The organism is Nocardia vinacea, from assembly GCF_035920345.1.
Taxonomy (GTDB): Bacteria; Actinomycetota; Actinomycetes; order Mycobacteriales; family Mycobacteriaceae; genus Nocardia; species Nocardia vinacea_A.
Map to the genome: position 1 here is coordinate 3,398,586 of NZ_CP109149.1, position 26,664 is coordinate 3,425,249.

At 66.6% G+C, this 26,664-nt stretch carries 28 protein-coding genes and 1 pseudogene; 15 read left to right on the top strand and 14 right to left on the bottom strand.

The annotated features are described in order from the left end of the window. Positions 1-8: 8 nt before the first annotated feature. Positions 9-812, bottom strand: a complete 804-nt coding sequence (locus OIE68_RS15815; protein WP_327100116.1) for an SDR family NAD(P)-dependent oxidoreductase — start codon at positions 810-812, stop codon at positions 9-11. 218 nt (positions 813-1,030) lie between these two features. On the opposite strand from OIE68_RS15815, the gene OIE68_RS15820 reads away from it, so the two are divergent. Then, positions 1,031-1,672: a TetR/AcrR family transcriptional regulator gene (locus OIE68_RS15820; protein ID WP_327100117.1), complete on the top strand. Its 642-nt coding sequence runs from the start codon at positions 1,031-1,033 to the stop codon at positions 1,670-1,672. A 92-nt stretch (positions 1,673-1,764) separates the two neighbouring features. On the opposite strand, the gene OIE68_RS15825 is transcribed toward OIE68_RS15820, so the two are convergent. Continuing rightward, positions 1,765-2,319 (bottom strand): aminodeoxychorismate synthase, encoded by a 555-nt coding sequence (locus tag OIE68_RS15825; protein WP_327100118.1) that lies wholly within the window; start codon positions 2,317-2,319, stop codon positions 1,765-1,767. 31 nt (positions 2,320-2,350) lie between these two features. Beyond that, entirely contained in the window at positions 2,351-3,406 is a 1,056-nt protein-coding gene (hemE, locus tag OIE68_RS15830) for a uroporphyrinogen decarboxylase (protein ID WP_327100119.1), read from the bottom strand. A gap of 171 nt (positions 3,407-3,577) precedes the next feature. Between hemE and OIE68_RS15835 the strand changes: the two genes are divergently transcribed. Further along, positions 3,578-4,129 (top strand): DUF3000 domain-containing protein, encoded by a 552-nt coding sequence (locus tag OIE68_RS15835; RefSeq protein ID WP_327101686.1) that lies wholly within the window; start codon positions 3,578-3,580, stop codon positions 4,127-4,129. Between the two features lie 22 nt (positions 4,130-4,151). Continuing rightward, positions 4,152-5,426, top strand: a complete 1,275-nt coding sequence (locus tag OIE68_RS15840) for an HRDC domain-containing protein (RefSeq protein WP_327100120.1) — start codon at positions 4,152-4,154, stop codon at positions 5,424-5,426. 14 nt (positions 5,427-5,440) lie between these two features. Here OIE68_RS15840 and OIE68_RS15845 read toward each other — a convergent pair whose 3' ends face one another. Beyond that, the gene (locus OIE68_RS15845) at positions 5,441-5,857 is read right to left on the bottom strand and encodes an SRPBCC family protein (protein WP_327100121.1); all 417 of its coding nucleotides are present in this window, start codon (positions 5,855-5,857) and stop codon (positions 5,441-5,443) included. Positions 5,858-5,964: 107 nt separating this feature from the next. Between OIE68_RS15845 and OIE68_RS15850 the strand changes: the two genes are divergently transcribed. Beyond that, on the top strand, positions 5,965-6,534 hold the full coding sequence (locus OIE68_RS15850) for a CGNR zinc finger domain-containing protein (RefSeq protein WP_327100122.1): 570 nt from the start codon (positions 5,965-5,967) through the stop codon (positions 6,532-6,534). Between the two features lie 159 nt (positions 6,535-6,693). Here OIE68_RS15850 and dxs read toward each other — a convergent pair whose 3' ends face one another. Beyond that, entirely contained in the window at positions 6,694-8,592 is a 1,899-nt protein-coding gene (gene dxs / locus OIE68_RS15855; protein WP_327100123.1) for a 1-deoxy-D-xylulose-5-phosphate synthase, read from the bottom strand. A gap of 270 nt (positions 8,593-8,862) precedes the next feature. Here dxs and OIE68_RS47070 point away from each other — a divergent pair. The 4 genes and pseudogenes from OIE68_RS47070 to OIE68_RS15875 form a co-directional block, all read left to right on the top strand. Then, positions 8,863-8,943 (top strand): annotated as a pseudogene (locus OIE68_RS47070) (helix-turn-helix domain-containing protein); the annotation flags it as partial. Between the two features lie 385 nt (positions 8,944-9,328). After that, entirely contained in the window at positions 9,329-10,012 is a 684-nt protein-coding gene (locus tag OIE68_RS15865; RefSeq protein WP_327100125.1) for an SIMPL domain-containing protein, read from the top strand. Positions 10,013-10,077: 65 nt separating this feature from the next. Then, positions 10,078-10,881 carry an enoyl-CoA hydratase gene (locus OIE68_RS15870; protein WP_327100126.1) on the top strand — a complete coding sequence of 268 codons (804 nt, stop codon included), beginning with the start codon at positions 10,078-10,080 and terminating at the stop codon, positions 10,879-10,881. 36 nt (positions 10,882-10,917) lie between these two features. Then, a complete protein-coding gene (locus OIE68_RS15875) occupies positions 10,918-11,337 on the top strand; it encodes a CPBP family intramembrane glutamic endopeptidase (protein ID WP_327100127.1) in 420 nt (139 codons plus the stop codon). A gap of 41 nt (positions 11,338-11,378) precedes the next feature. Here the strand turns inward: OIE68_RS15875 and OIE68_RS15880 are convergent, their stop codons facing one another. Both OIE68_RS15880 and OIE68_RS15885 read right to left on the bottom strand, forming a co-directional pair. After that, positions 11,379-13,013: a class I SAM-dependent RNA methyltransferase gene (locus tag OIE68_RS15880; protein WP_327100128.1), complete on the bottom strand. Its 1,635-nt coding sequence runs from the start codon at positions 13,011-13,013 to the stop codon at positions 11,379-11,381. Further along, positions 13,010-14,998, bottom strand: a complete 1,989-nt coding sequence (locus tag OIE68_RS15885; RefSeq protein WP_327100129.1) for an APC family permease — start codon at positions 14,996-14,998, stop codon at positions 13,010-13,012. Before OIE68_RS15885 ends, OIE68_RS15880 begins: the two co-directional genes overlap by 4 nt. Positions 14,999-15,240: 242 nt before the next feature. Between OIE68_RS15885 and OIE68_RS15890 the strand changes: the two genes are divergently transcribed. Both OIE68_RS15890 and OIE68_RS15895 read left to right on the top strand, forming a co-directional pair. After that, a complete protein-coding gene (locus tag OIE68_RS15890) occupies positions 15,241-15,906 on the top strand; it encodes a TrkA family potassium uptake protein (RefSeq protein ID WP_327100130.1) in 666 nt (221 codons plus the stop codon). 2 nt (positions 15,907-15,908) lie between these two features. Continuing rightward, on the top strand, positions 15,909-16,580 hold the full coding sequence (locus OIE68_RS15895) for a potassium channel family protein (RefSeq protein ID WP_040692534.1): 672 nt from the start codon (positions 15,909-15,911) through the stop codon (positions 16,578-16,580). Positions 16,581-16,620: 40 nt separating this feature from the next. Here OIE68_RS15895 and OIE68_RS15900 read toward each other — a convergent pair whose 3' ends face one another. The 3 genes from OIE68_RS15900 to OIE68_RS15910 all read right to left on the bottom strand — a co-directional run bounded on the left by OIE68_RS15900 (position 16,621) and on the right by OIE68_RS15910 (position 18,514). Continuing rightward, positions 16,621-17,256, bottom strand: a complete 636-nt coding sequence (locus tag OIE68_RS15900) for a sigma-70 family RNA polymerase sigma factor (RefSeq protein WP_327100131.1) — start codon at positions 17,254-17,256, stop codon at positions 16,621-16,623. Positions 17,257-17,404: 148 nt separating this feature from the next. Next, the gene (locus tag OIE68_RS15905; RefSeq protein WP_327100132.1) at positions 17,405-18,133 is read right to left on the bottom strand and encodes a DUF3159 domain-containing protein; all 729 of its coding nucleotides are present in this window, start codon (positions 18,131-18,133) and stop codon (positions 17,405-17,407) included. A 3-nt stretch (positions 18,134-18,136) separates the two neighbouring features. Beyond that, positions 18,137-18,514 (bottom strand): OB-fold nucleic acid binding domain-containing protein, encoded by a 378-nt coding sequence (locus tag OIE68_RS15910; RefSeq protein WP_040692536.1) that lies wholly within the window; start codon positions 18,512-18,514, stop codon positions 18,137-18,139. Between the two features lie 130 nt (positions 18,515-18,644). Here OIE68_RS15910 and OIE68_RS15915 point away from each other — a divergent pair, with 130 nt between their 5' ends. Beyond that, complete coding sequence (locus OIE68_RS15915) at positions 18,645-19,361, top strand: alpha/beta hydrolase (RefSeq protein WP_327100133.1); 717 nt, start codon at positions 18,645-18,647, stop codon at positions 19,359-19,361. Here OIE68_RS15915 and OIE68_RS15920 read toward each other — a convergent pair. Together OIE68_RS15920 and dut are read right to left on the bottom strand one after the other, a co-directional pair. Continuing rightward, entirely contained in the window at positions 19,358-20,344 is a 987-nt protein-coding gene (locus OIE68_RS15920) for a DUF3710 domain-containing protein (RefSeq protein ID WP_327101687.1), read from the bottom strand. The two genes, OIE68_RS15915 and OIE68_RS15920, sit on opposite strands and share 4 nt — an antisense overlap. Before the next feature lie 5 nt (positions 20,345-20,349). Further along, positions 20,350-20,847: a dUTP diphosphatase gene (dut, locus tag OIE68_RS15925; protein WP_040692540.1), complete on the bottom strand. Its 498-nt coding sequence runs from the start codon at positions 20,845-20,847 to the stop codon at positions 20,350-20,352. Positions 20,848-21,006: 159 nt separating this feature from the next. Between dut and OIE68_RS15930 the strand changes: the two genes are divergently transcribed. After that, on the top strand, positions 21,007-21,486 hold the full coding sequence (locus OIE68_RS15930) for a DUF3093 domain-containing protein (RefSeq protein WP_327101689.1): 480 nt from the start codon (positions 21,007-21,009) through the stop codon (positions 21,484-21,486). Positions 21,487-21,551: 65 nt separating this feature from the next. Here OIE68_RS15930 and OIE68_RS15935 read toward each other — a convergent pair whose 3' ends face one another. After that, positions 21,552-21,854, bottom strand: a complete 303-nt coding sequence (locus tag OIE68_RS15935) for a DUF4193 domain-containing protein (protein ID WP_040692543.1) — start codon at positions 21,852-21,854, stop codon at positions 21,552-21,554. Between the two features lie 373 nt (positions 21,855-22,227). On the opposite strand from OIE68_RS15935, the gene cei reads away from it, so the two are divergent. Continuing rightward, entirely contained in the window at positions 22,228-22,908 is a 681-nt protein-coding gene (gene cei, locus OIE68_RS15940) for an envelope integrity protein Cei (RefSeq protein WP_327100134.1), read from the top strand. A 61-nt stretch (positions 22,909-22,969) separates the two neighbouring features. Here cei and OIE68_RS15945 read toward each other — a convergent pair whose 3' ends face one another. Further along, complete coding sequence (locus OIE68_RS15945; RefSeq protein WP_327100135.1) at positions 22,970-23,875, bottom strand: inositol monophosphatase family protein; 906 nt, start codon at positions 23,873-23,875, stop codon at positions 22,970-22,972. 179 nt (positions 23,876-24,054) lie between these two features. Here OIE68_RS15945 and ppgK point away from each other — a divergent pair, with 179 nt between their 5' ends. Together ppgK and OIE68_RS15955 are read left to right on the top strand one after the other, a co-directional pair. After that, positions 24,055-24,813 carry a polyphosphate--glucose phosphotransferase gene (ppgK, locus tag OIE68_RS15950; RefSeq protein WP_327100136.1) on the top strand — a complete coding sequence of 253 codons (759 nt, stop codon included), beginning with the start codon at positions 24,055-24,057 and terminating at the stop codon, positions 24,811-24,813. A gap of 196 nt (positions 24,814-25,009) precedes the next feature. After that, on the top strand, positions 25,010-26,374 hold the full coding sequence (locus OIE68_RS15955; RefSeq protein WP_327100137.1) for an RNA polymerase sigma factor: 1,365 nt from the start codon (positions 25,010-25,012) through the stop codon (positions 26,372-26,374). Positions 26,375-26,664 lie beyond the last annotated feature (290 nt).

Consider the following 26,664-nt stretch of genomic DNA (forward strand, 5'->3'; position numbering starts at 1 on the left):
CGCAGTACTCACATGCCCATGCCGCCATCGACCGGCAGACCAGCACCGGTGATGAAGCGCGCGGCATCGGAGGCGAGGAACACCACTGCGTCGGCCATATCGGCAACCTCGCCGAGCCGTCCCTGCGGCGTCTGTTCGATGACCGCATCGACGGCGGCTTCCGCACTGGGGAACAAGCCGATCCGGGCAACATCACCGGCCAACTGGGCACCCATCTCGGTCGGGACGAGTCCGGGGTATACGCAATTCACCCGCACGCCGTAGCCGAGCTTCCCGGACTCCATCGCCGCGACCCTGGTGAGCCGATCCACCGCGGACTTGGTCGCCGAATACACCGAAATACCGGGAAAGGCGATGGTCGCGGCGACCGAGGCGATATTCACGATGGCGCCACCGCGCCCCGCCGCGCCGCCGGGCCGCATCGCTCGTAACGCGTGTTTGATGCCCAATGCGGTGCCGAGCACATTCACCTCGAGCATCCGGCGCACTTCTTCCGGATCGAGATCGACTACGAGGCTGGTGATTTCGACACCGGCGTTGTTCACCACGATGTCCAGGCCACCGAGCGTCGCGACGGTATCGGTGACCGCCTGCGCCCAGTTCGTGTCATCGGTGATATCGAGCGGCACGAATTCGGCCGTGGCGCCGCCGGCCCGCAACGCTTCTACGGTCTCCTTACCGAGATCCTCGCGCACATCGCCGATCGCGACCGCCGCTCCGGCGCGGGCCAGCGCCTCGGCCATACCCGCGCCGAGTCCTCGCGCACCACCGGTTACCAGGGCCGTTCGCCCGGTCAGGTCGTACCCACTCATCCGCCATCTCCTCCTCGAGATCTGTCCATTCGGCTTTCGCGTTCGACTGATCGAATGCGACGTGGATCACAGTGTGCGCGCATCCTTGACGACCGTCAAGCTTTTCTTTGACAGTCGTCAAGTTTTTCTTGCACGATCGTCAAATCAGCTGGTCGCCCGTACCGGATACCGCGATACACTGGGCGAATTCACACGAGCGGTGACGGAGAGAAGCCACAATGACCGAAATCGTCGAGACCAGGCGGGATCGAATCGCGCGCCGACAGGTCGACAAGTTCGGCGAGCGGCGCGCACAGCTGGCTGCCGCCGCGCTGCACACTCTCGCCGAACTCGGCTATGCCCGGACCAGCCTGCGGGAGATCGCACAGAAATCCGAGTTCACCCACGGCGTGCTGCACTACTACTTCAACGACAAGGTCGAGCTGATCACCCACGCGGTGCGGCAATACGAGCAGGTGTGCGTCACCCGTTACGACGACATCGTCGCCGCCGCGACAACGGCCGAACAGCTCCGGCACGACTTCGGCGCGGCAATGGCGGCCACGCTGGACGCCGACGCACCACTACACCGGCTCTGGTACGACTTGCGCAACCAGAGTCTGTTCGAGGAGTCCTTTCGCGATGACGTGCTCGAAATCGACGGCCACCGCGAGGAGATGATCCGCAACGTCGTCGACCGCTTCGCCGAGCTGTCGGGTCGACCGCTCCTGGTCCCCTCCGCCACGGCCTACGCCATCTTCGACGGCCTCTTCCAACAGGCGCTGCTGCGCAACCTCGCCGGACACAGCGATGCCGTCGACACGCTCGCCATCGAAGCCGCCGCCTTGCTCGACGTGGTGATCGGACAACGCAAGCCCTAGTCGGAATTGCACTGTTGCACAGCCCTTTACGGTCGCAGATAGGGCGCAATCTGCGCGACGCGTCCGTTAGGTCATTCGTTTGCGGAGGGTGGTCAAGGCGCACCGGGAATGATCAGGTCCACATGGTCGCGCGTGTTGTCGGTTGCGAAGTGGGCGTCTTCGGCGGCCATCCACTGCTCCCATAAGGGCAGGGTGTGGGCACCATCGCGTTCGAGACCGCGTGCCAGACGCACCGCGCGCGGGGTGTCGATCCAGACCGCCAGCGACAGCCGAGCGCGGACGGCGGCGCGGGCCGAGGAGACGCCTTCGAGGATGAGCACTCCCCCGGGCGCGACATCATGCCATTCGGCCAAAGTCCGCTTGTCCCAGTCGTATCGCTGATACCGACCAGGACGGCCCTGGGCGATCGGTTCGAGCACCTGCTCCTCGAGCCGCGTCCACCACGGAAGTTCGTTGTTTCCGTCCGCGAAGTCGTCGGTGTGCACTACCTGCGCAGTGCACAGCCCCGCCAAATACGCTGCAAATGTCGACTTTCCGGCCCCGCCTGGTCCGTCCACCGCCACCAGGCGGGTCGAACCGAGTCGCGGCGAGCTGGTGGCGACCCGACCCGCGATCTCGTCGGGGGCCGGACTCCGCCCTGGCGACACAGGTCGAGGATCCTCACCCACGACTAGTCGGTCACAGTTCGTGGACGAGTTGCACCAGGGCGGTCAGCACGCCCGGGTCGGTATCGGGCAGCACACCGTGTCCGAGGTTGAAGATATGACCGGCCGCACCCATGGTGATCGCCTCATCGGCCTCGTGTGCGATGCGCCGCGCCTCGGCCTCGACGGCAGCGGATCCGGCGAACAGCACAGCGGGATCCAGGTTGCCTTGCAATGCTTTTCCGGGTCCGACCCGACGCACCGCCTCGGTCAGCGGCACCCGCCAATCGACGCCGACGACATCGGCGCCCGCCTCGGCCATCGCACCGAGCAACTCACCGGTCCCGACCCCGAAGTGGATCCGCGGCACCCCGGCCGCGGCGACCTCCGCGAATACCCGCTCCGAATGCGGCAGCACGAATTCGCGATAGTCGGCCAGCGAGAGCGCACCGGCCCACGAATCGAACAACTGCACGGCGTCCACACCAGCGGCCAACTGTGCCTGCAGGAAGGCGATGGTGATATCGGTCAGGACGCCGAGCAGCTCGTGCCAGGTCGCCGGGTCGGCGTGCATCATCGCCTTGGTGCGCTCATGGTTCTTACTCGGCCCACCCTCGACCAGATACGACGCGAGCGTGAACGGCGCACCGGCGAATCCGATCAGCGGCGTATCGCCGAGCGCGTCGGTCAGCAGCTTCACCCCGTCGGTCACCGCGCCCACCTCCTCGGGCCGCAGCCGCGGCAGTGCGCGCACATCCGCGATGGTCCGCACCGGCGAGGCGATCACCGGCCCGACGCCGGCCACGATATCGAGATCGATACCGGCGGCCTTCAGCGGAACGACGATGTCGGAGAACAAGATCGCCGCATCGACACCGTGGCGCCGGATCGGCTGCATGGTGATCTCACACACCAACTCCGGGTCGAAGCAGGACTCCAGCATGCCGATGCCCTTGCGCAGTTCCCGGTACTCGGGCAGCGACCGTCCGGCCTGCCGCATGAACCACACCGGACGACGGCTCGGTGCGGCGCCGGTGGCGGCGGCCAGGAACGGGGCATCGGTCAACCGGCGACGGGTTTGAGTGCTCATCACCGACTATCGTATGCGGCCCGCAAGGCCCTCTAGCGGCGCGCCTCCGACTGCGCCGGGCCCGCAAGGTCTACCGTCGCATCCGTGACACCGCTCGACTTCCGCGACGGAGCCGCACCGACCGAAGGACCCAACGGCGAGCCAGCTCAATTTCGCGCCGCGGTCGATGCGATGGGCACCGCGACCGTGCACCCTCGAATCGAGCTGGCACCGATCCGACCCCCACAACGCCTGGCACCCTTTTCGTACGCACTAGGCGCGGAAGTCAAACACCCCGAAACCAATGTGGTGCCGGTCGATTCCGAGGGCGACGCCTTCGGCAGGCTGATCCTGCTGCACGATCCCGAGGGCGCCGAGGCCTGGCACGGTATCTTCCGCTTGGTCGCCTACATCCAGGCCGACATCGATGCGGCACTGGCCACCGACCCGCTGCTGCCCGAGGTCGCCTGGAGCTGGCTGGTAGACGCGCTGGAAACCCGTGGCGAACCGTTCACCGCGCTCGGCGGCACCGTCACCTCCACCAGTTCGGTGCGCTTCGGCGATATCGCCGGACCACCGCGCGCACACCAATTGGAGCTGCGCGCCTCCTGGACCGCGATGACCACCGATATGCGCCCGCACGTGGAAGGCTTCTGCGAAGTGCTGGCCTACGCGGCCGGTTTGCCGCCCGCCGGAATCACCCATCTGCGCCCGGAGTCGTATACCAGCAACGACCACACCTGATCGCCACGTAAAGTTCAGGTTTATGTCGGTAGCAGACGAGTCCGAGCAAAGCAACACGCCACCAGAAAGCACGGCTGAGCCGCTGCTCATGCCCGCCGACGGTGTGCCCCCCGTGCTCGTTACCGCAGCAGAGGTCGCCGACGCCGCCGCTCGGCTCGCGGTGGGCACCGGTCCACTGGCCGTCGATGCCGAACGCGCCTCCGGTTTCCGGTACTCGGCGCGCGCCTACCTGATCCAGTTGCGGCGCGCGGGTTCGGGCAGTTTCCTGATCGATCCGATTCCGGTCGCCGATGCGCTCGAACCGCTGGCCGCCGCGATCAACGATCTGGAGTGGGTGCTGCATTCGGCGGACCAGGATCTACCTGGACTCGCCGAACTCGGTCTGCGGCCTGCGCGACTGTTCGACACCGAATTGGGTGGCAGGCTGGCCGGTTTCGAGCGCGTCGGACTGGCGGCCATGGTGGAGCGGCTGCTCGGCCGTGCGCTGCGCAAGGGTCACGGTGCGGCCGACTGGTCGACCCGACCGCTGCCCGACGATTGGCTGAACTACGCGGCGCTCGATGTCGAATTGCTGCTCGAGCTGCGTGACGAGGTTGCTGCCTCGCTCGACGCCCAGCACAAGACCGATTGGGCCGCACAGGAATTCGAGCATGTCCGGATCACCGAACCCGGTACGCCGAAGGCCGACCGCTGGCGGCGCACCTCCGGCATCCACACCCTGCGCCGCACCCGCCAGCTGGCCATCGTGCGCGAACTGTGGACCACCAGGGATACCCTCGCCCGCACCCGCGACGTCGCCCCGGCCCGCATCCTCCCGGATGCCGCCATCATCGCCGCCGCGAATGCCGAACCGCGCACCATCGCCCAACTGCGCACCCTGCCGGTCTTCGGCGGGCCACGCCAACGCCGCTACTCCCGCGACTGGCTCGCCGCCGTGGATCGCGGCCGCACCCTCCCCGACACCGAACTACCACCCCTGACCCAACCGTTCGAGGGACCGCCCCCGGTGAACCGCTGGGAGCGCCGCGATCCGGCCGCCGCCGCCCGCCTGGTTCGAGCACGCGCGGCGATGGGCGAACTGTCCACCGAGTACGCGATTCCGGTGGAGAATCTGCTCTCCCCCGACCTGGTGCGCCGCTTGTGCTGGGACGGGCTCCCCGATTACGACCGTGTGGGCGAGCTCGACGACCTATCCGCCGCGATCGACGGATTCCTCAAGTCGGGCGGCGCCCGACCCTGGCAGCGCGAACTCGCGGTTTCCCGACTCGCCGTCGCCCTGACCCCAACCCCCGAGTAGGCCGAACTCGGCGTTCAGGACGAGGTCGCGACGGCGGTCTCGACGGTTTGCTTGAAGACCTGCAGGCCGTGCTCCATGGACGCGCCGAATGCGTCGGCGAGTTCGTGCGGCAGGGTGTCGTGAATCCAGACGAAGCGGCTGCCGTCGGCGTGCGGGAAAACCTGCATGGACGAGTTGTCGTGCTCCGGGGTGACGCTCCCGCCGACGATCGAGAACACGATCCGGCGTTCGGCTTCGTCGAGTGCGATGAACCGTTCGTGCATGACCGTGCCATTCGCGAAGGTGACGATGCGCAGGTCCGGACCGTCGAGGGTGCTGCCGGTGACGAAGCCGGGCGCCATTCGGACCGGACCCTGCGCGAAGTCGCCGATGATCGCCCATAACTCCTCGGCGGGCGCCTCGACAATGATCTCCCTCTTGACCGATCCCATGACTGATCCTCCTGTGCCGGAGCGGAGTCTCCGCTCGGGATAACTTCTGTTACCGAAACGGTAGTTAGGTAACCAGCCACCGTCAATGGGCGGTTACTATTGATCTCATGTCCGACACAGTCGATGCCGCACCTGCGGCGCTCGCTCGTCTGGTGGAATTCGTCAATACCCGCCGCGCGGATGGCGACGCCATCGGCACACCCGAGCAATTGACGAGTTGGCTCCGCACACATGCATTGCTGCCCGAGGGCTCAGCCGATACGGCCGGACAACAGCGAACCGCCCGAGTCCGGGAGGGGCTGCGCGCCCTACTCGCCACGAACAATGCCGAACCCGTCACCAGCCCCCGTCCGGACGGTCTGAACCCAGCGGCCCGCACCGAACTCGCCACGCTCACCGCGGCGCTGCCACTCACTCTGGACGTGACCAGCACCCCACCCCGCTTGGTCCCGCACACCAACGACCGCGTCGACCACGCCCTGGCCACCCTGCTCGCCGACGTCGCCACCGCCGTCGCAGCAGGCACCTGGTCACGCCTCAAGACCTGCCGAGAACCGAGCTGCCGCTGGGCCTTCTACGATCATTCCCGCAACCGCGGCCGCACCTGGTGCTCGATGGATGTCTGCGGCAATCGCGTGAAAGTCCGTGCCTCCCACCGCCGTAACACAGCACGATAGTCGCAGTCGCGCAGGCTATCGCCTATGGGACGGCGGCCAGAGCGTGCCGAAGCCGACCGGCACCGAGGAATCCGTCAATCGATCCCTGTGATCACCGGTCGAAAGCACCAATGATGGTGCCGCCCAGCGCCAGTCGGCACCGGAGTGACAACCCCCGACTCAGCGTGCGTCGAGCCAGCCCGAGATTCGGCGGGCGATATCGGTAGCCGTCAGTCCGAGCTCTTCGTGCACCTCGTTGCGAGACGCATGGTCCAGGAAGTGTTGCGGCACACCGAGATCGCGGGTCGGCACATCCAAGCCCGCACTGCGCAAGCGCGCGGAAACGGTGGACCCGATGCCGCCGTGCAGACCGCCGTCCTCCAGAGTCACTACGAGACGGTAGTTTTCGGCGAGTTTGACGACGGTATCGGAAACCGGCAGCACCCACCGCGGATCGATGGCCGTGACCGAAATACCTTCTGGCTCCAGCAGATCCGCGACCGCGACAGCGGTCGACGCGAAGGGGCCGACCGCGACCAGCAGTACATCACCGCGCTGGGCTCGAGTAGAGCCGCCCTCACGCTCGGCCAGCCGCAGCACATCGACCCCATCTAGCCGCTCGACCGCCGAAATATCCTCGGCCACACTGCCCTTCGGAAAGCGGATGGCGGTCGGTCCGTCGCTCACCGCGAGCGCCTCGGCCAACTCCTCACGCAATGTCGCCGCATCACGCGGGGCCGCAACGCGCATGCCGGGAATGATGCCGAGCACCGACAGATCCCACATGCCATTGTGCGAGGCACCGTCCGGACCGGTGATTCCGGCGCGATCCAGCACCACCGTCACCGGCTGCTTCAGCAGCGCGACATCCATCAGCAACTGGTCGAAGGCGCGGTTGAGGAACGTCGAGTAGATCGCCACCACTGGATGCATGCCGCCGAGGGCGAGTCCGGCCGCCGAGGCCATCGCATGCTGTTCGGCGATGCCGACATCGAACATCCGCTCCGGGAAACGCTCCCCGAATGCCGCCAGACCGGTCGGTCCGGGCATGGCCGCGGTGATCGCGACGATATCGTCGCGCTTCTCCGCATGCGCGATCAGCTCCTGGGAGAACACCGAGGTCCAGCCGAGCGCCTTGGGGCCGCCGAGCGGGCGGCCGGTGAGCGGATCGATCGGATCACAGGCGTGCATCTGGTCGGCGACGTGGTTCTCGGCGTGCGAGTAGCCGCGCCCCTTCTGCGTCACCACGTGCACGACCACCGGCCCGCCGAAATCCTTCGCGCGACGCAGTGCCGCCTCCAATGCGACGGTGTCGTGGCCATCCACCGGCCCGACGTACTTCAGCCCGAGATCGCTGAACAGCTCCTGCGGACTCACCGCATCCTTGATCCCGGCCTTCACCGCATGCACCATCGAGTACGCGGATTCACCGACGCGCGGAATGCTTTTGAGGATCCGCTTCCCCGCATCCAGCGCATGCTCATAGGCGGGCTGAGTGCGCAGCGCGGTCAACCGGTCGGCGAGCCCACCGATGGTCGGCGCGTAGGAGCGCCCGTTGTCGTTGACTACCACGACGACGGGCCGGTCCGGCGCCGCGGCGATATTGTTCAGCGCCTCCCAGCACATGCCCCCGGTGAGTGCACCGTCGCCGACGACCGCGACCACATGCCGGTTCTGCCCGGTCAGGGCGAAGGCCTTCGCCAGACCGTCGGCATAGGACAGTGAGGCCGAGGCGTGCGAAGACTCGACCCAGTCGTGGGCGCTCTCGGCTCGGCTCGGGTAGCCGGACAATCCACCCTGCTTGCGCAGCGTGTCGAACTGATCCTTGCGACCGGTGAGGATCTTGTGCACGTAGGCCTGATGCCCGGTGTCGAAGATCAACGGATCGGCCGGCGAGTCGAAGATCCGGTGTAGTGCGATGGTCAGCTCGACCACGCCGAGATTGGGGCCGAGGTGCCCGCCGGTGACGGCGACCTTCTGCACCAGGAACTCGCGAATCTCCTCCGCCAGTTCACCCAATTCGGCAACGGTCAGCCGTCGCAGGTCTGCGGGCGTATCGACCCGGGAAAGCACTCCCACCTGAACTCGCTCCCTCCGGATAGCGCATCTGATCCGATCAGTCTACGGAGCCGCGCCAGTGGCTCCGCACGACAATGCCCCGCCACCAGCCGACTTCGCGTGGAAGTGTGAGCCTCCACACGAATCGCCAGCCCATCCGAAGACAAGCTCGGGCGGACGAGTTCGCCGGTCCACCTTAGAGCGTATCTGAGGACTCGGACGGAATCGTGAGGCAAGTCGGTCACCCGGGTTCGCCGTCGCAGTCGGTGGCCTGTGTCACACTCGCCGGTGATGAGCCGCCACACCACGTTCCGGTACTGCATCGACCCCACCGTCGAGCAGCAAGCCGTGCTCGCCCGCCATGCCGGAGCGGCGCGCTTCGCATTCAACACCTGCCTCGACATCGTGAAAACCGCGCTCACCCAACGGAAATCCGACCCCGACCATTCGGTGCCGTGGACCGGATTCAGCTTGATCAACGCATTCAACGGGTGGAAGAAAACCGAAGCCGCCGGGCGGGTGATCGCTGTCGCTCCGGACGGGGTCGCCGAGGTCGCAGTGACCGAGCTGGCCTGGCGCACGCAGGTACGTCAGCAGGTGTTCGAAGAAGCCGCCGTCGACTGCGGGCACGCCTTGGCCGCGTTCGCCGACTCCCGCACCGGAAAACGCAAAGGCAGACGCGTCGGATTCCCCCGGATCAACGGAATTCAGACACGCTGTGAAACCGATGAAGTCAGAGAGAGAAGAGGAGAGCGCCGTGAGCAAGAAGAAGTCCCACGACACCGCGGGCACGGTCACCACCTTCGGGTCCGGCAGCGCCCGCGCCACCCCGGATCTGATGCGCGTCACCATCTCCATCGAAACCCGGGCCGGCAAGGTCGCGCTCGCCTACGGCCAGGCTGGTGAGCGCGTCGCCGCCGTCACCGATTCGCTGCGCTCCGATGGCGTTCTCGGCACCGATATCGCCACCAGCGGACTGTCGGTGCGCACCGAAACCGTCTGGCTCGAAGGCGGTGGTTCCAAGATCACCGGTTACGTCGCGACCACCGACCTCACCGTTGTGCTGCGCGATATCGGCGAAACGGCCGATCCGGGACCCGCCACGATCATCGCCGACTGTGTCGACGCCGGTGGTGACGATGTCCGCCTCGGCGGCCTCAATCTCGGTTTCGCCGATCAGGAAAGCCTGCTGATCCGCGCCCGCGATGCCGCCTGGGACAACGCCCTCGCAAAGGCTGAGCAGTATGCGGGCCGTGCTCGGCGGACCCTCGGCCCGGTTCTCGAAATCACCGAGAACGCCACCTCCGCTCCGCCCACCACCCCCCGGCTGATGGCCATGTCGGCCCCGATGAACGAGTCGTACGGCGGCGCTCCGGTTCCGGTCGAACTCGGCGAATCCGAAATCTCGGCGACCATCCGCGCGACCTGGCAGCTCGACTGATTTCATCTGACCTAACGCTTGCTTGGGTATAGTGAGGGCCTCATCGCGTCTGATCAGGAGTCCGCATGTCGTTCGTGCTCATCGAGAAACCGCGACCGCAGGTCGCGCTGGTCACACTCAATCGGCCGGATCGGATGAACGCGATGGCCTTCGACGTGATGATCCCGCTGCGCGAGGCCCTCGAAACGGTCAGTGCCGATAACGATGTGCGGGTCGTGGTGCTCACCGGCGCGGGCGAGGGCTTCTGCTCCGGTGCGGATCTGCAGAGCGCGGGCCGGATTCCCAATACCGAAGGTCTGACCAAGACCAGCGTTGCGCGGCGCTCGATGGATCTGCTCAACGATGTAATGATCACGCTGCGGCGGATGAACCAACCGGTCATCGGCGCGATCAACGGTGCGGCGATCGGCGGTGGCTTCTGTCTCAGCGTCGCCACCGATATCCGAATCGCGGGCGAGGACGCCTACTTTCGCGCGGCGGGCATCAATAACGGCCTCACCTCAGCAGAATTGGGTATCAGCTATCTGCTGCCGCGCGCCATCGGCGCCTCGCGCGCCTTCGAAATCATGTTGTCGGGCCGGGATGTCGACGCGGTCGAGGCCGAACGGATCGGCCTCGTCTCGCGCGTCGTGCCCACCGCCAAACTCCTCGATACCTGCTACGACCTGGCCGAACAGATCATCAGCTTCAGCCGCGTCGGCACCGAGCTCACCAAACGCATGCTGTGGAGCGGTATGGAGGCCGGCGGGTTCGAATCCCATATGCAACACGAGGGCATGTCCCAGCTCTACGTCCGCCTCACCACCGAGAATTTCGACGAAGCCATCCGTGCGCGGCGCGACCGGCGGCCACCGATATACGAAGACTGACCTTCACGAGCGGCGGTCTATGCCACGGCGCTGTTGATGATGCTGACTCCGATGCTCGGGGTGCTGGCGGTATGGCGCTATCGCGGGCGGTCCTGGGGTGAGTTGGTTTCCGAAACCGGACTGACGCTGGGTGCCCGGCCGCGGCGAACGGTTGGGCTGGTCGTGGCAACGTGGCTCGGTGCGCCGCTGTTCCTCGCGGTCGCATTCGGTCTCAGCGCCGTATTCGGTTTGTATTCCTTCGAATTCACTTCCGCCGAAACCGTCGCCGCACTTGTGCTGAACAGCTTGGCGGCCAGTGTTCTCGGCACCGTGGTCTTCGCCCTCGGCGAGGAGATCGGTTGGCGCGGCTGGATGCTGCCGCAGCTCGCGCGGCGCTTCGGTCTGGCCAGCGGACTGCTCATCACCGGTGTGGTCTGGGCGCTGCGGCACACGAATTACCGTGCGAATTCCACCTGATCTTGATCCGGACTGTGCTGTGCGCCAGGGTATTACGGGTCTCAACGCTCCAGGAGGGCGAGGCATTCGACATGGTGGGTGGCTGGGAAGGCGTCGAAGGCGCGCAGATCAGCGAGGTGGTAGCCCGCCGATTGGTAGAGGCCGAGGTCGCGGGCGAATGAGGCCGGATCGCAACCGATATGGATGATGCGGGAGGGGCCGCTGGTGGTGACGGCGGTGACGACCTCCTTGCCCGCGCCCGCGCGGGGTGGATCCAAGACGACCACCTCCGGGGCGGCGCTGCTGGCGTGTTCGGCCAGCCAGTGCTCGACACGCTGGGTGCGCAGATCCAGCCAGGGCAGATCGCGCAGCGCGGCACTACCGTCGGCGACCGCGGACCGCGTCGATTCCACCGCGAGCACCGAACCGGTCTGACCGACCTGTCCGGCCAGTCGGGCCGCGAAAACCCCTACGCCGCTGTACAGATCCCACGCCCGCTCCCCGTGACCGAGCCCCGCCCACCCGGCGACCACATCCGAATAACATTGCGCCGCACCATGATGTGCCTGCCAGAACCCGGTCGCCGCGAGCTCCCACCGCCGCCCGGCCACATACTCGACCGTCCGACCGCTACCGCCCATCACCCATTCGTCCCGAGCCGCATGCGTCGCAGCCCGGCGCGCCGCCGCCCGCCGCCGAACCCCCTCTCCCCCAGCCGATCCGGACGAATCGCTGCCTCGCGAACCTTCGCCGCCGAACTCATCACGACGAGACCGATCCCGACGCCTGCCCCGATCGCCGCCGCGACCCCACTCGCCATCGTGCCCCGGTTCTGCACCACGACGACTCCGACCATCCGTATCGCCGGGCAGGGCCCGAGAGCCGTCGCCGTCATCGATACGCCGCCATTCCGATCCGCCCCGACGACCTTCGTCGTCGTGTCCACGGGCACCGGTCCGCGGCGACTCGCTGCCGGGCCCCCGCTCGGCGGCTCGACGCTTTCCGGAACGCCGGTCTGTCTCCCGCCTGCCACGCCGATCCCCACCTCGCATCGAAGGCCGTTCAGACTCAGCACGTCCCGCAACCGCAGACGGAGCCAACTCGACGATGTGCCGCATCCCATCGCCGTCGACCGCGACCACCAGATCCGCGCCGGGGGTCCACATTCGGTCCGCGATGCCGTCCATCGCACCCGGAACCGGTTGGGGGCAGCGCAGATCGGTGATCACCTCGGTGCTGCGGTACCCGTGCACTCCGGCTCGGCCCTCGGCGTCAACGGCCAAGCGGACGCGGGTGCGCCAGCCGCCGGTGGCGTCGGCCGGATGTCCGGCGATCGGCTCCACAGTGATATCGCGTTCGATTCCGGCGATGCGGCGCAACTGCTCCGCGACCACTGCCGCCTTCAGCGCCCGCTGCGCGGCGGGGGTGGCGAAGGAGAAATCGCAGCAGCCCGCGCCACCGGGGCCGGAGACAGGACAAGTGGCGGGAACGCGATCCGGGGATGCCTCCAGAATCTCGATCGCATCGGCTCGGCAGAACGAACCCCCGCGATCCTCGGTGACCCGCACTCGAACCAGTTCATCGGGCAGCCCTTGTCGTACGAAGACCACCCGGCCCTCGTGCCGCGCGACGCAGAATCCGCCGTGCCCGGGCGGCCCGAGCCGCACCTGGAAAGTGTTCGAACGCCAGTCGGTCACCCTCGGTCCTCGTACCCGCGCCGCACCGCACCCGGCGCATTCACCACACCGGCCTGCCTTGCCTTCGCGGACGACGTCAACTGCCACGGCACACTCGTCACCATGACACCCGGCTCGAACAGCAACCTGCCCTTGAGCCGCAACGCGCTCTGGTTGTGCAGAATCTGCTCCCACCAGTGTCCGACAACGTATTCCGGAATGAATACGGTCACCACATCGCGCGGCGAATCGCGCCGCACCCGCTTGACGTAATCCAGTACCGGCTTGGTGATTTCGCGATACGGCGATTCGATCACCTTGAGCGGCACCGTGATATCGCTGCGCTCCCACTCCCGCACCAGCGCCCTGGTGTCGGCCTCGTCGACGTTCACCGTCACCGCCTCCAAAGTATCGGGGCGGGTGGCGCGCGCGTAGGCCAGCGCCCGGCGCGTCGGCAGATGCAGTTTGGACACCAGCACGATCGAATGCGACCGACTCGGCAGTACGCCGTCCCATTCGTGCTCATCGAGTTCGCGGGAAACCGAATCGTAGTGCCGCCGAATGAGTTTCATCACAACGAAGATCGCCACCATGGTGCAGATCGCGATCCAGGCACCGGCGAAGAACTTGGTGATCAACACGATGACCAGCACCGTCCCGGTGGCACTCAGCCCGATTGCGTTGATCACCCGCGAACGCTTCATCCGCGCCCGCTGCGACGGATCGGTTTCGGTGCGCAACAACCGGGTCCAGTGCCGCAGCATGCCGGTCTGGCTGAGCACAAACGACACGAACACCCCGACGATGTACAGCTGGATGAGCTTGGTCACCTCGGCGCCGAACACCACGACGAATGCGACGGCCGCACCCGAGAGGAACAGAATGCCGTTGCTGAACGCCAACCGGTCGCCACGGGTGTGCAACTGCCGTGGCAGGTAACGGTCCTGCGCCAGAATCGAACCCAGCACCGGGAAGCCGTTGAACGCGGTATTCGCGGCGAGCACCAGGATCAAGGCGGTCACCGTGGTGATGAAGAAGAAGCCGATCGGGAAGCCGTGGAACACGGTCTCGGCCAGCTGGGCGATGAGCGTCTTCTGGTGGTAGTCCGCGGGCGCGCCGATCAACTCGGATTCGTTGTGCGCGTATACGATCCCGATCTTCTGGGCCAGGACGATGATGCCCATGAGCAGTGCGATCGCGATACTGCCGAGCATCAGCAGCGTGGTCGCGGCGTTGCGCGACTTGGGTTTCCGGAATGCGGGCACACCATTGCTGATCGCCTCGACACCGGTCAGCGCGGCACAGCCGGAGGAGAACGACCGCGCGATCAGGAAGGCGAACGCGAGCCCGTATAGGTGCTCCTCCTCGGCATTGAGCTGGAAGCCCGCCGATTCGGCACGCAGGTCGTCGCCGAGTACGAAGATGCGGAACAGCCCCCACCCCAGCATCGCGAACATGCCCAAGATGAAGGCGTAGGTCGGAATCGCGAAGGCGACACCCGATTCCCGGATGCCGCGCAGATTGATCGATGTCAGCACGACGATGGCGACGACCGCGAACAACACCTTGTGCGTGGCGACGAACGGAATCGCGGACCCGATATTCGACGCCGCCGAGGAGATCGATACCGCCACGGTGAGCACATAGTCGACAAGCAGCGCACTGCCGACGGTGAGCCCGGCATTGGGCCCGAGATTCGTGGTGGCGACCTCGTAGTCACCGCCGCCCGAGGGGTAGGCATGCACATTCTGCCGATAGCTGGCGACCACCACCGCCATCACGAATGAGACGGCCAGACCAACCCAGGGCGCATAGACGTAGGCAGAAATGCCTGCGACCGAAAGAACAAGGAAGATTTCCTCCGGGGCGTAGGCCACCGAAGACATAGCATCGGAGGCGAACACCGGGAGTGCGATTCGCTTCGGCAGCAGGGTATGGCCCAGCGCATCGCTACGGAAAGGCCTGCCCAGCAGCAAACGTTTGGCTGCCGTCGTCAACTTGGACACTGGAGCGAGCATAGATCCCCGCAGGATGGAGCGCTCCCTCGGCCGGTTCGCGTCGTATGTTTGGTTGACAGGCGGAGGGGAAATTGGGCCATGGAAACATCTGGCGGGTACGGTTCGATGCCGAGGTAAGCAAACCGAACGCCCCGCGGCGTGAGCTCCCGCCCCGGAGGAGGAAGCTTGCGTAACCACGCAGGGCCTGCGAGTGCCGCCAATTGAACACAGTTTCCAGGAACGAGGTTGCGGTGTACGTAGTGATCATGGGTTGCGGACGGGTCGGCTCATCGCTGGCACGCGCCCTGGTCCGGGTCGGCCATGAGGTCACCGTGATCGACCGGGACCACAGCGCCTTCCTGCGCCTCGGCGAGGACTTTCCAGGCGAGCGGGTGGTCGGAGTCGGCTTCGACCGGGATGTGCTGACCCGCGCGGGAATCGAGCGGGCCGACGCCTTCGCCGCGGTCTCCTCCGGCGACAACTCCAACATCATCTCCGCGCGGGTGGCCCGGGAAATGTTCGGTGTGGAGCGCGTGGTCGCGCGCATCTACGACGCCAAACGCGCCGCCGTCTACGAGCGCCTCGGCATTCCGACCATCGCCACCGTGCCGTGGACCACCGACCGCTTCCTCACCACGCTGATCGGGGACGGCGGCACCACCACCTGGCGCGATCCGACGGGCACCGTGGCGGTAGCCCAGTTGACGCTGCACGAGGAGTGGTACGGGCGCACCGTGCGCGATCTGGAACGCAACGTGGGCGCCAGGGTCGCCTTCATCATCCGGTTCGGTCAGGGCCTGCTCCCCGAGAGCAAGACCGTGGTCCAAGCCGACGACGTCGTCTATGTCGCAGCCACCTCCGGCTCCGTCGGCGAGGCCGTCGCCTTGGCCGGTAAGCCCCCAGCAAGCGAGGACTGAACATGAAAGTGGCGATCGCCGGAGCCGGCGCCGTCGGCCGATCGATAGCAAGGGAGCTATTGCGCGGCGGCCATCGGGTGATGCTGCTCGAGCGCCAGCTCGACCACATCGACCCCGCCGCCATCCCGGATGCCGTGTGGGTCCATGCCGACGCGTGCGAACTCGCGCTGCTGGAGGACGCGGGTCTGCAGACCTACGAGGTCGTCATCGCCGCCACCGGTGACGATAAGACGAATCTGGTGCACAGCCTGCTCGCCAAGACCGAATTCGGCGTGCGCCGGGTGGTGGCGCGGGTCAACGACCCACGCAATGAATGGCTCTTCGATGCGTCCTGGGGCGTCGATGTCGCGGTGTCGACGCCGCGGCTGCTTGCCTCGCTGGTGGAAGAGGCGGTCTCGGTCGGCGATCTGGTCCGGTTGATGACGCTGCGGCAGGGTCAGGCCAATCTGGTCGAGATCACCCTGCCCAGCGATACCGCCTTGGCGGGCAAGCCGGTGCGGACACTCACCCTGCCGCGCGACGCCGCCCTGGTGACGATTCTGCGTGGCGGCCGGGTGATCGTGCCGCAGCCCGACGACCCCTTCGAGGGCGATGACGAGTTGTTGTTCGTGACCTCCGTGGAGGCCGAGGAAGACCTGCGGGTGGCGCTGGCCACGCACGGTATCAAACCCTGACTCCCCGACAAGGCTGATACGGATCAGCGCCTGTCCGACCTCAGGATGCGGCCGCGAGCTGCGCGCGCAGCTTGTTCAGCGCGCGGTGCTGCATCACCCGAACCACGCCGGGACTGGTGCCGATGGCCTCGGCGGTCTGCGCCGCGGTCCAGCCGAGCATGATCCGCATCACCAGCACCTCGCGGTGCGCGGGTGCCAGGATCTTCATCAATTCCCGGGTGGCCTCGCGACGTTCGGACGCGATCGCCCACTCCTCCGGGCCTGCGGCGGTCGATGCCATATCGGGCACCTGGTCGACCGGGTACGTCGGGTGCAGCTGCGAACGCCGGAACGCGTCGGCCACCTTATTGGCCGCGATGCCGTAGACGAAGGCCAGGAATGACTTGCCCTGATCGCGGTAGCGCGGAATGGCGTTGACGGTGGCCAGCAGGATCTCCTGCACCACATCGTCGGCCGTGACGTGCAGATGTGCGGTATTGCCAAGGCGCGCACCGCAATACCGGCGCACGAGTGGGTGGACCAGCCGGATGATCTCGGTGACCGCCGCACGATCGCCCGCGGCTGCCGGACCGATCAACTTATCCAGTTCGGCCGATACCCGGCGGCTCTCCGACAGGGCGGGGTTGTGGTGGGCCTGGTTCTTCGACAGTGTCGCAATGCTGTGCTCGGTAGCCAACTTCCGAGTCCTTCCTCGCCGATCGTGCTTTTTTGCTTGCACTGATCGTCTGATGAACTCGGTCGCCTAACCAGGCACCCCAGGGTGCGTACTCCCCCACCTCTGGCGGCGATTCGTTAACACCCCAGCGGAATTCGGGGCGGGAATCCTAGGCCGTTTCGGCGGCCGTACCCCGGCGCACCGGCAGATGTCCGGCCCGGCGTACCGCCCACACGGTGACAGCCAGCGCGACGGCGGTCAGCGGCCAGCCCATGGCGATGCGCGCGAAGGCCAGCCAGCCGGTGCGATCGGTGTCGTAGAGCTGTGACTGCACCAGATAGCGCGCGCCGAATACGATCACCCAGGTGGTGGTCGCCAGGTCGTAGAGGCGCACGACGCGACGGTCGGACCGCCATTCGGTGCCGTGGCCGTTGAGCACACCCCAGATCACGCCGACCAGCGGCCAGCGCACCAGCATCGACACCAGGAACACCCCGGCGTAGACCAGGCTGGTGTAGATGCCGAACAGGAAGAAACCCTTCGCCTCACCCATGCGGTAGGCGATTAACGCACAGATGCCCACCCCGAGGAAGCCCGAGATCGCGGGCTGGATGGGGCTGCGCCGCACCAGCCGCCACACCAGAATCGCGGCGGCCACGCCGAGTGCCGACCAGATCGCCACAGTGAGCCCGGCAAAGGTGTTCACGGGCACGAAAACCAGCACCGGCAGCGTCGAGTAGATCAGGCCGCTGAAGCCGCCCAACTGCTCGAGGAGGGTTTGTTCGGCCTCTTCGGTTTCGGCGTCGACAGAGCGATCTACGACGTCGGACGGGCCCGCGTCGATCGGCTCACGACCTCGGGTGTGGATCTCGGCGGCGTTCTCGTTGCTCGATGGCATACGTCAGCTGTTCTCACGCAATTCGTAGTAGGGGTTGTAGATCACCTTACGACCATCCCGGTCACCCACACGACCGCGGACGAGGATCTTGCGTCCCGGTTCGATACCGGGAATACGGCGGCGGCCGATCCACACCAGACTGATGGCATCGGTGCCGTCGAAGAATTCTGCCTGAACACTGGCGCCGACAGACTTCGGACACGCCTCGACACTGCGTAGTCGGCCGAGCATGGTCGCCTCGTCACCGCGCTGACAGTCCGAGGCCCGGCAAGCACCCGACGCATCAGCAGATTCGGCGAGTTCCTCGGCGTCCAACTGATCGATATCCTCGGTCAGCCTGCGGCTCAGACGACGAAAATAACCTGAGGCGGCGGATGACATTTGACGCTCTCCTGCGTGGAGCAAGACGACGTGGGTCCCACGCCATCATGGTTGTTCCGGTAACGACCGGCTTAAGGCCGTATACCCGCCACTGTAGATGGGCAACCCTCCCCCCGCTACGCTCGGACCGGTGTTCGACTCCCCACATTTCGCGCCGGACCGCAGCGGCCGCGCCCTGATCGCCGTGGCGTTGCCGGGAACGGGTTCGGATGCCGACTTCGCCCGCCGCGCCTTCGGACCGGCTTGTGCGGCACGCGGAATCGAATTCATCGCCGTCGAACCCGACCCGTGCGGAGTGGTTGCCGGGTACCGGGCGGCGCTCGACGAGGCTGCCGGGCGCGGCCCGGTCCTGGCCACCGGGATCTCCCTCGGCGCGGCGGTCGCACTCGAATGGGCGGCTGAACATCCCGGGGCAGCAACCGGCGTAGTGGCGGCGCTACCAGCCTGGACCGGTCCCGATACCGCCGCCTGCCCGGCCGCGCTCAGCGCCGCCGCCACCGCGGCCCAGTTGCGTGCGGACGGGCTCGACGCGGTGGTCGAACGCATGCGCGCGAGCAGCCCGCGCTGGCTCGCCGACGCGCTCACCCAGTCCTGGCATTCGCAGTGGCCGCGGCTGCCCGAGGCGCTGCAGGAGGCCGCCGACTACAAATGGCCCGATGCGGAACGACTCGGCACCGTCGAGGTGCCCGTCACCATCGTCACCGCCGTCGACGATCCGGTGCACCCGCTGTCGGTCGCCGAAGAATGGGGCGAGCTGATCCCGCGCGCCGAGCTGATCCGGATTACCCTCGATGAACTCGGCGCGAATCCCGCGATCCTCGGAAACGCGGGACTCGCGGCGTTCTAGTTCAGCCCGAGCTGCTGCATGGCGGAGCCGTCCGCACCGCGGCGCGGTTCATTCGGCATACGCGGCGGGACCAGCGGCTGGGGTGTGGGCTGGACCGCGGCCTGCTGTGCGGCCATTGCCTGCTGCTGTGCGTCCACCTGCGCTTGATGCGCGGCGGCCAGCTGCTCGGCCAGCTCCGGTGGCAGCACGACGGCCAGCGGTTCGCGCACCGGCATCGGATCGTCGCCGCGCCGAATCACGGTCTCGGTCAAGATCGCTCGCGCGGCCCGCACCAGCGGCCCACCGTCATCGGCGGCGCCCTGCGGACCCGCTGCCACCAGCCGCACCATCCATCGCGGACCATCCACCCCGATGAAGCGCAGGTCCGCGCCCTCGGTGATGGCGAGCAGTTCCCGGCCCCACGGTCCGGTCTCCACCGCGACCCTGGCGCCGTCCTTGCGTAGCGATTCGGCCAGATCCGCTGCCACCGAACGCCATTGGCCCGCCGATTTGGGCGCGGCATAGGCCGCGACAGTGATCCGACCGTGTTCGGTCGCCAGGTGCACCGCCTGCGGCGTGCCGTCCGGGGTCATCTCGACCTGTAATTGGCCGCCCGGCGGCACCGGCAGGATCACCGAACCCAGATCGAGGCGCTGATCGGAGACATTGTCCAGCAGCTCGGCCACCTCGTCGTAGTCGTACGGGCCGGATTTGAGCATGTCCACGTCATCGTCGTAGTCGTGCTCGTCGTACTCGGGTTCGGCGTACTCGGGTTCGGCGTACTCGGGTTCGGCGTCGTAGCGTGCGGCGACGTAATCGGCCGGGACGATCGGATTCTCGTCGGTGATCGGATCGATGATGGGGTTCTCGTCGGTGATCGGCTCATCGTCGTAACCCGCGTCGCCGTAGGCGGCGTACTCGCCGTATTCGTCGGCGTAATCGTCGTCGTACCGGTCCTCGGCGTATTCGTCACGTCCGCCGGACTTGCGTCTCTTCCCGAACATGCCGGTCATGCCTCCTTGCCGAGAGTGGCCGCCTCGTCGGCCGACGCGGCCAGACTGGCGTGGCCACCGCTCGACCCGTAACCGCCCGCACCCCGCGTGGTGTCGTCGAGTACGTCGACCTCCACGAAATCGACCAGTTCCACCCGCTGCACCAGCAGCTGCGCGATCCGATCCCCGCGACGCAATTCGATCGGGGTGCGCGGATCGTGATTGATCAGGCACACCTTGATTTCGCCCCGATAGCCCGCATCGACGGTGCCCGGCGTATTCACCACGGACAGACCGGTTTTCGCGGCGAGTCCGGACCTGGGATGGATCAGGCCGACCGTGCCGACCGGCAGTGCGACCGCAACACCGGTGCCGACCAGCACGCGCTCCCCCGGTTCGATGATGACGTCCTCTGTAGTGCACAGGTCCACGCCCGCGTCTCCGTGGTGGGCACGCGTTGGCACTGGGATGCCGGGATCGAGCCGCAGCAAAGGTATGGGTGAAAGGGCGCTCATGACTGCGCCTCGCTGACGCTCGGCTCCGTCATGACCGCCCGGGCGGCTGTGTTGATTAATCGCTCGCTGCGCTCGCTCACGTTCACCGAGCCTACGCGTACGCCCTCGACCTCAGTGAATTAGTGTTGAGTCGTGTCGGACCAGCCCAACCCAGTGACTATGGACGAACAAAAGCGAAGCTTCGAGCCCTACCGCGAGCGCCTGTGGGTGCCGCTGTGGTGGTGGCCGATCGCGTTCGCCATCGCCGGGTTGCTGGCCGCCGAAATCCATATGGGCGCACCGGGTCTGCGCGCCTGGTTGCCCTACGCGTTGCTGTTTCCGGTGCCGGTGTGGGTGCTGCTGTGGCTGAGCCGTCATCGGGTGGAGGTCGCCCAGGACGGCTCCGGCATCCGCGAACTCCGTGCCGATCGCGCGCATCTGCCGGTGAACTTCGTGGCCAGATCGGCCACGGTGGCCCCCACCGCCAAGAGTGCGGCGCTGGGCCGCCAGCTCGACCCCGCCGCCTATGTCCAGCATCGGCCATGGGTGGGGCCGATGGTGCTACTTGTACTCGACGACCCGGACGACCCGACGCCGTACTGGTTGATCAGTACGCGCCGGCCGGACCGGGTCTTGGCCGCGCTTGGCATACCTGGCTGAGGCCGGGCGTGCCGAGCGCGGGCTGACCGTTGATCTCGGCTGGAGATCAGATCTCGCGCCGGAGATCAGGCTGCACAGTCCATGCAGATCAGCTGACCGCCACTCTCACTGGCCAGCCTGCTCCGGTGATGGACCAGGAAACAGCTGGAACAGGTGAACTCGTCGGCCTGCTTCGGGATCACCCGAACTGTCAGGACTTCCTCGGACAAGTCCGCGCCGGGAAGCTCGAACGACTCCGCGGTATCGGATTCGTCGATATCCACGACGGCGGACTGTGCCTCGTTGCGACGAGCCTTCAGCTCCTCCAGCGAATCTTCCGACACTTCGTCGGATTCAGTGCGCCTCGGTGCGTCATAGTCGGTTGCCATGTCGTCTTCCCCTCGTCCTTACTCCGTATATCCCGGACCGGGCCACTCACACCGATTCCCTCGGAATCGGAATGACCAGCACCGCCCCGCCGGTGGTGCACGTCACACGTACACCGGTCCCCTATCAGGGCGGATCATGCGGACCCACCTTTGATAGCGCTCGGTAAACGCAGGACATGCCCTTCTTGTTCCCGCGACCGACCACCGTTTTGGGCTGCGATGTTTCGATCTGGGCCGCCAGACAATAGCGGACGCCGCGGCAAAAGTCGCAATCAAAACACAGACGATTCGAAACTGAGGGGTAATCGACACCAACCGTGAACTCGCCGAGACCTTACGCACTAGTGCGGACACATTTTCGTAGAGTATGCACGTGGTTTCACTCATCACCGAAGGCAGCGCAACGGATCGAACGGGTCAACCCTTCCTCCGGCGACGCAACCAGCCATGGTTGATCCTGGTCGGCGTCCTACTCCTGATCTGCACCGTAGTGTGGATCAAGGCCCTGACCACCGAGGACAGCAGCGGAACCGCGATGGCGTGCAATTCGCCGAGCCCGGCCACCGACGCGAAATCGCCCCAACCGGCCCCGATGGGGCAGCGGGTGGGCCAGTCGCGGCTGACCGACGTCGAACCGGCGGCGCTGGCCTCGTCGAAGGTCCGCGTGCTGAACGCGAACAGCAAGAGCGGTCAGGCCTCGCACATCGCGTCGGCGCTCGGCGATCTGGGCTTCGCGAGCGGGCCGGGACAGCAATTCGGTAACGATCCGGTTTATGTCAACGGCGACCTGAACTGCACCGGCCAGATCCGCTTCGGCGTGAACGGCCGACCGGCCGCCGCCTCGGTCCAGTTGGTCGCGCCGTGCGCCGAGCTGATCGAGGATCAGCGCAACGACGACACCGTGGACCTGGTGCTCGGTTCGGTCTTCGGCGAATCGCTGCGGCCGAGCCCCGATGCCGAGGAGGTGCTGAAATCGCTGAAGAATCCGGCACCGGGCGGATCGACGTCCATTGATCCCAAACTGCTGTCCGCAGCGCGCACGGCACGCTGCTGACCTCCTGAACCGACCTTCATCGCCCCGGTATGCCGCTTCGGCAAACCGGGGCGATCCGTTTTCAAGCGTCCGGGATCGCGGTGGTCGCGCCGACACGCTCGAGCAGTTCGGTCAATTCGTTCGCGACTCCCGGTGCGGCGGCAACGACCAACTCACCTGCCGCACCTGGGCTGGTGGCCGCGGGCAAGCGCAGCGCCGCACCCGCCTCCGCGGCGATCAAAGCGCCCGCCGCCCAGTCCCACGCGTTGAGTCCGTGTTCGTAGTACGCGTCGACGCGGCCCTCGGCGACGAAGCACAGATCCAGTGCCGCCGCGCCGAGGCGGCGGATATCGCGGATTTCCGGCAGGATCTGCGCGATCAGCTCCGCCTGCCTGGCCCTGCGGTGTTTGCCGTACGCGAATCCGGTGGACACCAAGGCCATCGCCGCCGATCGCACCGGCGTGCAGCGCAGATGTTCCACGGCGCCGTCACCGGTCACCTTCGTGGCTCCCATCCGCAGTCCGGCGCTGTAGGTGGCCGCCCGCGCGACATCGACCACCGCGCCGGCGACGGGTTGTCCATCGCGCACCGCGGCCACCGAAATCGCATAGCCCGGAATGCCGTACAGAAAGTTCACGGTGCCGTCGATCGGGTCCACCACCCAGTGCACGGTTTCCTCGCCACCGTCGATCAGGCTGCCGCCGCCCTCCTCACCGAGGATCGGATCGCCGGGGCGCGCTTCATCGAGTAGGCGCCGGATCAGATCCTCGGTCTCGGTATCGACGATCGTCACCGGATCGGTCGGGTGGCCTTTGGCCTGCACGACCCCGTCGCGCGCACCCTCCGGACCGAATACCTCGGGCCGACGCGAGCGCACATGCGCGGCCGCGGTTTCGGCGAGTTGGACCGCGATCCGGCGCAATTCGGCAACATCCTCGGATGGCGTCGCGGGCGGGCGGGCGGTAACTGACACTCTGGTCTCCGGCATGCCCCCATGCCATCACACATCCTCGGCGAACGGGAACCGATGCCCGGCCATTACTCTTGTCGTGCACGACACAACGCCGTCGTCGGGCACATCACCGCATGCTCCGCGGCCAGCCGGTGGTGAGCTCCTGTGCGGCGGCGTGTTCACACATCGGCCAGCACAGGGAACGAGGGAACGTCATGTCCGCTCGGGGGCACGCATTCGGTATCGATATCGGTGGCAGCGGCGTCAAGGGCGCCGCGGTGGATCTGGCCACCGGAGCATTGGTCCATGAGCGGATAAAGATTCTGACACCGCATCCCTCGACACCGCAGGCGGTCGCCGACGCGGTCGCCAAACTGGTCGCCCAGGCCGATTGGGACGGCCCGGTCGGCATCACACTGCCCTCGGTCGTGCTGGAAGGCGTCGCGCAGACGGCCGCCAATATCGACAAGGCGTGGATCGGCACCGACGCGCGGGCGCTGTTCTCCGCCGCCCTCGACGGCCGCGCCGTCACCGTGCTCAACGACGCCGACGCGGCCGGTCTGGCCGAAGATCACTACGGCGCGGCAAAGGAATTCGACGGTCTGGTGGTGCTGCTGACCTTCGGCACCGGCATCGGCTCCGCGCTGCTGTTCCACGGCACGCTGGTGCCCAATACCGAACTCGGCCACCTGGAGATCGGTGGCATGGAGACCGAACACCGCGCCGCCGCTTCGATCAAGGATCGCGACGGCCTGACCTACGAGCAGTGGGCCGCCCAGGTCAGCATTGTGCTCAGCGGCCTGGAGAATTTGTTCTGGCCGAAGGTCTTCGTCGCAGGTGGCGGCATCAGCCGCGATGCCGAACAATGGATTCCATTGCTCACCAACCGAACCCAGGTGATTCCGGCCCGACTGGAGAACACCGCGGGCATCGTGGGGGCGGCCATGGCCATCGATGCGGGCATCGCACCGTAGACGCGCGGAGAGTGCGGCATTAGCCGTTGCCGGGATCGTGCCGTAGGTACCCTGGTTCGATCGTTACAATGGAACGTACTCCGGCCGCGAGCCGGAAACCCCAGACCCGGCGCTCAGCCGGTGAAACCCGACAGACCGCTCCGCCGGAACACCACTCTGGCGTGACGCCGCACGAGACCGTCACGAAAGGGCGTACGTGGTAGCCACGACCCGTCAGACCGCCGAATCGGCCGATGCCGACTCCGCAGATGTAACCGAAGCACGGCCGGTCCGCAAGGCTGCCGCGAAGAAGGCCCCGGCCAAGAAGGCCGCTGCCAAGAAGGCTCCGGCCAAGAAGGCCGCCGCCGCGAAGGCGACGAAGGGCCCGGCCAAGAAGGCCGGGCCGAAGAAGGCCGGACCGGACGGCGAACCCGGCGGCGACGAGAACATCGAGGCCGAGGAGCTCGACATCGAGGATCTCGGCGATCTCGAGGTCTCCGAGGACGATCTCGCCGACGAGGCCGAGGAACTGGTCGAGGAAGTCGCCGAGGAGACCGGGGCCGACGAACCGACCGCCGCGGACAAGGCCTCCGGCGACTTCGTCTGGGACGAGGAGGAATCCGAGGCGCTGCGCCAGGCCCGCAAGGATGCCGAGCTCACCGCATCGGCCGACTCGGTGCGTGCCTACCTCAAGCAGATCGGCAAGGTCGCACTGCTCAACGCCGAGGAAGAGGTCGAACTCGCCAAGCGGATCGAGGCCGGCCTCTACGCGGCGGAGAAGGTGCGCGAATTCGCCGAGCAGGGTGAGAAGCTGCCGGTCGCGATGCGCCGCGACTACACCTGGATCGTGCGCGACGGCAACCGCGCCAAGAACCATCTGCTGGAAGCGAACCTGCGTCTGGTGGTCTCGCTGGCCAAGCGCTACACCGGCCGCGGTATGGCATTCCTGGACCTGATCCAGGAGGGCAACCTCGGTCTGATCCGCGCGGTGGAGAAGTTCGACTACACCAAGGGCTACAAGTTCTCCACGTACGCCACCTGGTGGATCCGGCAGGCCATCACCCGCGCCATGGCCGATCAGGCCCGCACCATCCGCATCCCGGTGCATATGGTCGAGGTCATCAACAAGCTCGGCCGCATCCAGCGCGAGCTGCTCCAGGATCTGGGCCGCGAGCCCACCCCGGAGGAGCTGGCCAAGGAAATGGACATCACGCCGGAGAAGGTCCTCGAGATCCAGCAGTACGCGCGTGAGCCCATCTCGCTGGACCAGACCATCGGCGATGAGGGCGACAGCCAACTCGGCGACTTCATCGAGGACTCCGAGGCGGTCGTCGCGGTGGACGCGGTGAGCTTCACGCTGCTGCAGGATCAGCTGCAGTCGGTGCTGGAGACGCTGTCCGAGCGCGAGGCGGGTGTGGTCCGGCTGCGCTTCGGCCTGACCGACGGCCAGCCGCGCACCCTCGACGAGATCGGTCAGGTCTACGGGGTCACCCGTGAGCGCATCCGGCAGATCGAGTCGAAGACCATGAGCAAGTTGCGCCACCCGAGCCGCTCACAGGTCCTGCGCGACTACCTCGACTAGTTCGTTCTGCTCGATTTTTCCGAAGCGCCCGCGCCTGACAGCGCGGGCGCTTCGTTTTTCGCAACCGGCCTTCTTGTCGTTCGGTCAACCGGCAACTCTGCCCGCATTCGCTCCGCCTACGGCCCCGCTATCGTCGAATCCGGCTGCACCCATTGGGGTTTTCAACCGTATCGAGCCGAATTGCCTCCGCAACAGTCACTTTCGGCGTTGTGCCGCGCAACCGATCAGCCATGGGGCGGCAACCGAGACAGCGTCCGGCTCGCTAACCAATTCGGGTTTCAATCAAACCT

Excerpts from the sequence above, each read along its gene's own strand:
- OIE68_RS15815 (WP_327100116.1), bottom strand. The coding sequence starts at position 812 with ATGAGTGGGTACGACCTGACCGGGCGAACGGCCCTGGTAACCGGTGGT.
- OIE68_RS15820 (WP_327100117.1), top strand. The coding sequence starts at position 1,031 with ATGACCGAAATCGTCGAGACCAGGCGGGATCGAATCGCGCGCCGACAG.
- hemE (WP_327100119.1), bottom strand. The coding sequence starts at position 3,406 with ATGAGCACTCAAACCCGTCGCCGGTTGACCGATGCCCCGTTCCTGGCC.
- OIE68_RS15835 (WP_327101686.1), top strand. The coding sequence starts at position 3,578 with ATGGGCACCGCGACCGTGCACCCTCGAATCGAGCTGGCACCGATCCGA.
- OIE68_RS15840 (WP_327100120.1), top strand. The coding sequence starts at position 4,152 with ATGTCGGTAGCAGACGAGTCCGAGCAAAGCAACACGCCACCAGAAAGC.
- OIE68_RS15845 (WP_327100121.1), bottom strand. The coding sequence starts at position 5,857 with ATGGGATCGGTCAAGAGGGAGATCATTGTCGAGGCGCCCGCCGAGGAG.
- OIE68_RS15850 (WP_327100122.1), top strand. The coding sequence starts at position 5,965 with ATGTCCGACACAGTCGATGCCGCACCTGCGGCGCTCGCTCGTCTGGTG.
- OIE68_RS15870 (WP_327100126.1), top strand. The coding sequence starts at position 10,078 with ATGTCGTTCGTGCTCATCGAGAAACCGCGACCGCAGGTCGCGCTGGTC.
- OIE68_RS15875 (WP_327100127.1), top strand. The coding sequence starts at position 10,918 with ATGATGCTGACTCCGATGCTCGGGGTGCTGGCGGTATGGCGCTATCGC.
- OIE68_RS15895 (WP_040692534.1), top strand. The coding sequence starts at position 15,909 with ATGAAAGTGGCGATCGCCGGAGCCGGCGCCGTCGGCCGATCGATAGCA.
- OIE68_RS15905 (WP_327100132.1), bottom strand. The coding sequence starts at position 18,133 with ATGCCATCGAGCAACGAGAACGCCGCCGAGATCCACACCCGAGGTCGT.
- OIE68_RS15910 (WP_040692536.1), bottom strand. The coding sequence starts at position 18,514 with ATGTCATCCGCCGCCTCAGGTTATTTTCGTCGTCTGAGCCGCAGGCTG.
- OIE68_RS15920 (WP_327101687.1), bottom strand. The coding sequence starts at position 20,344 with ATGTTCGGGAAGAGACGCAAGTCCGGCGGACGTGACGAATACGCCGAG.
- dut (WP_040692540.1), bottom strand. The coding sequence starts at position 20,847 with ATGAGCGCCCTTTCACCCATACCTTTGCTGCGGCTCGATCCCGGCATC.
- OIE68_RS15930 (WP_327101689.1), top strand. The coding sequence starts at position 21,007 with ATGGACGAACAAAAGCGAAGCTTCGAGCCCTACCGCGAGCGCCTGTGG.
- OIE68_RS15935 (WP_040692543.1), bottom strand. The coding sequence starts at position 21,854 with ATGGCAACCGACTATGACGCACCGAGGCGCACTGAATCCGACGAAGTG.
- OIE68_RS15945 (WP_327100135.1), bottom strand. The coding sequence starts at position 23,875 with ATGCCGGAGACCAGAGTGTCAGTTACCGCCCGCCCGCCCGCGACGCCA.
- ppgK (WP_327100136.1), top strand. The coding sequence starts at position 24,055 with ATGTCCGCTCGGGGGCACGCATTCGGTATCGATATCGGTGGCAGCGGC.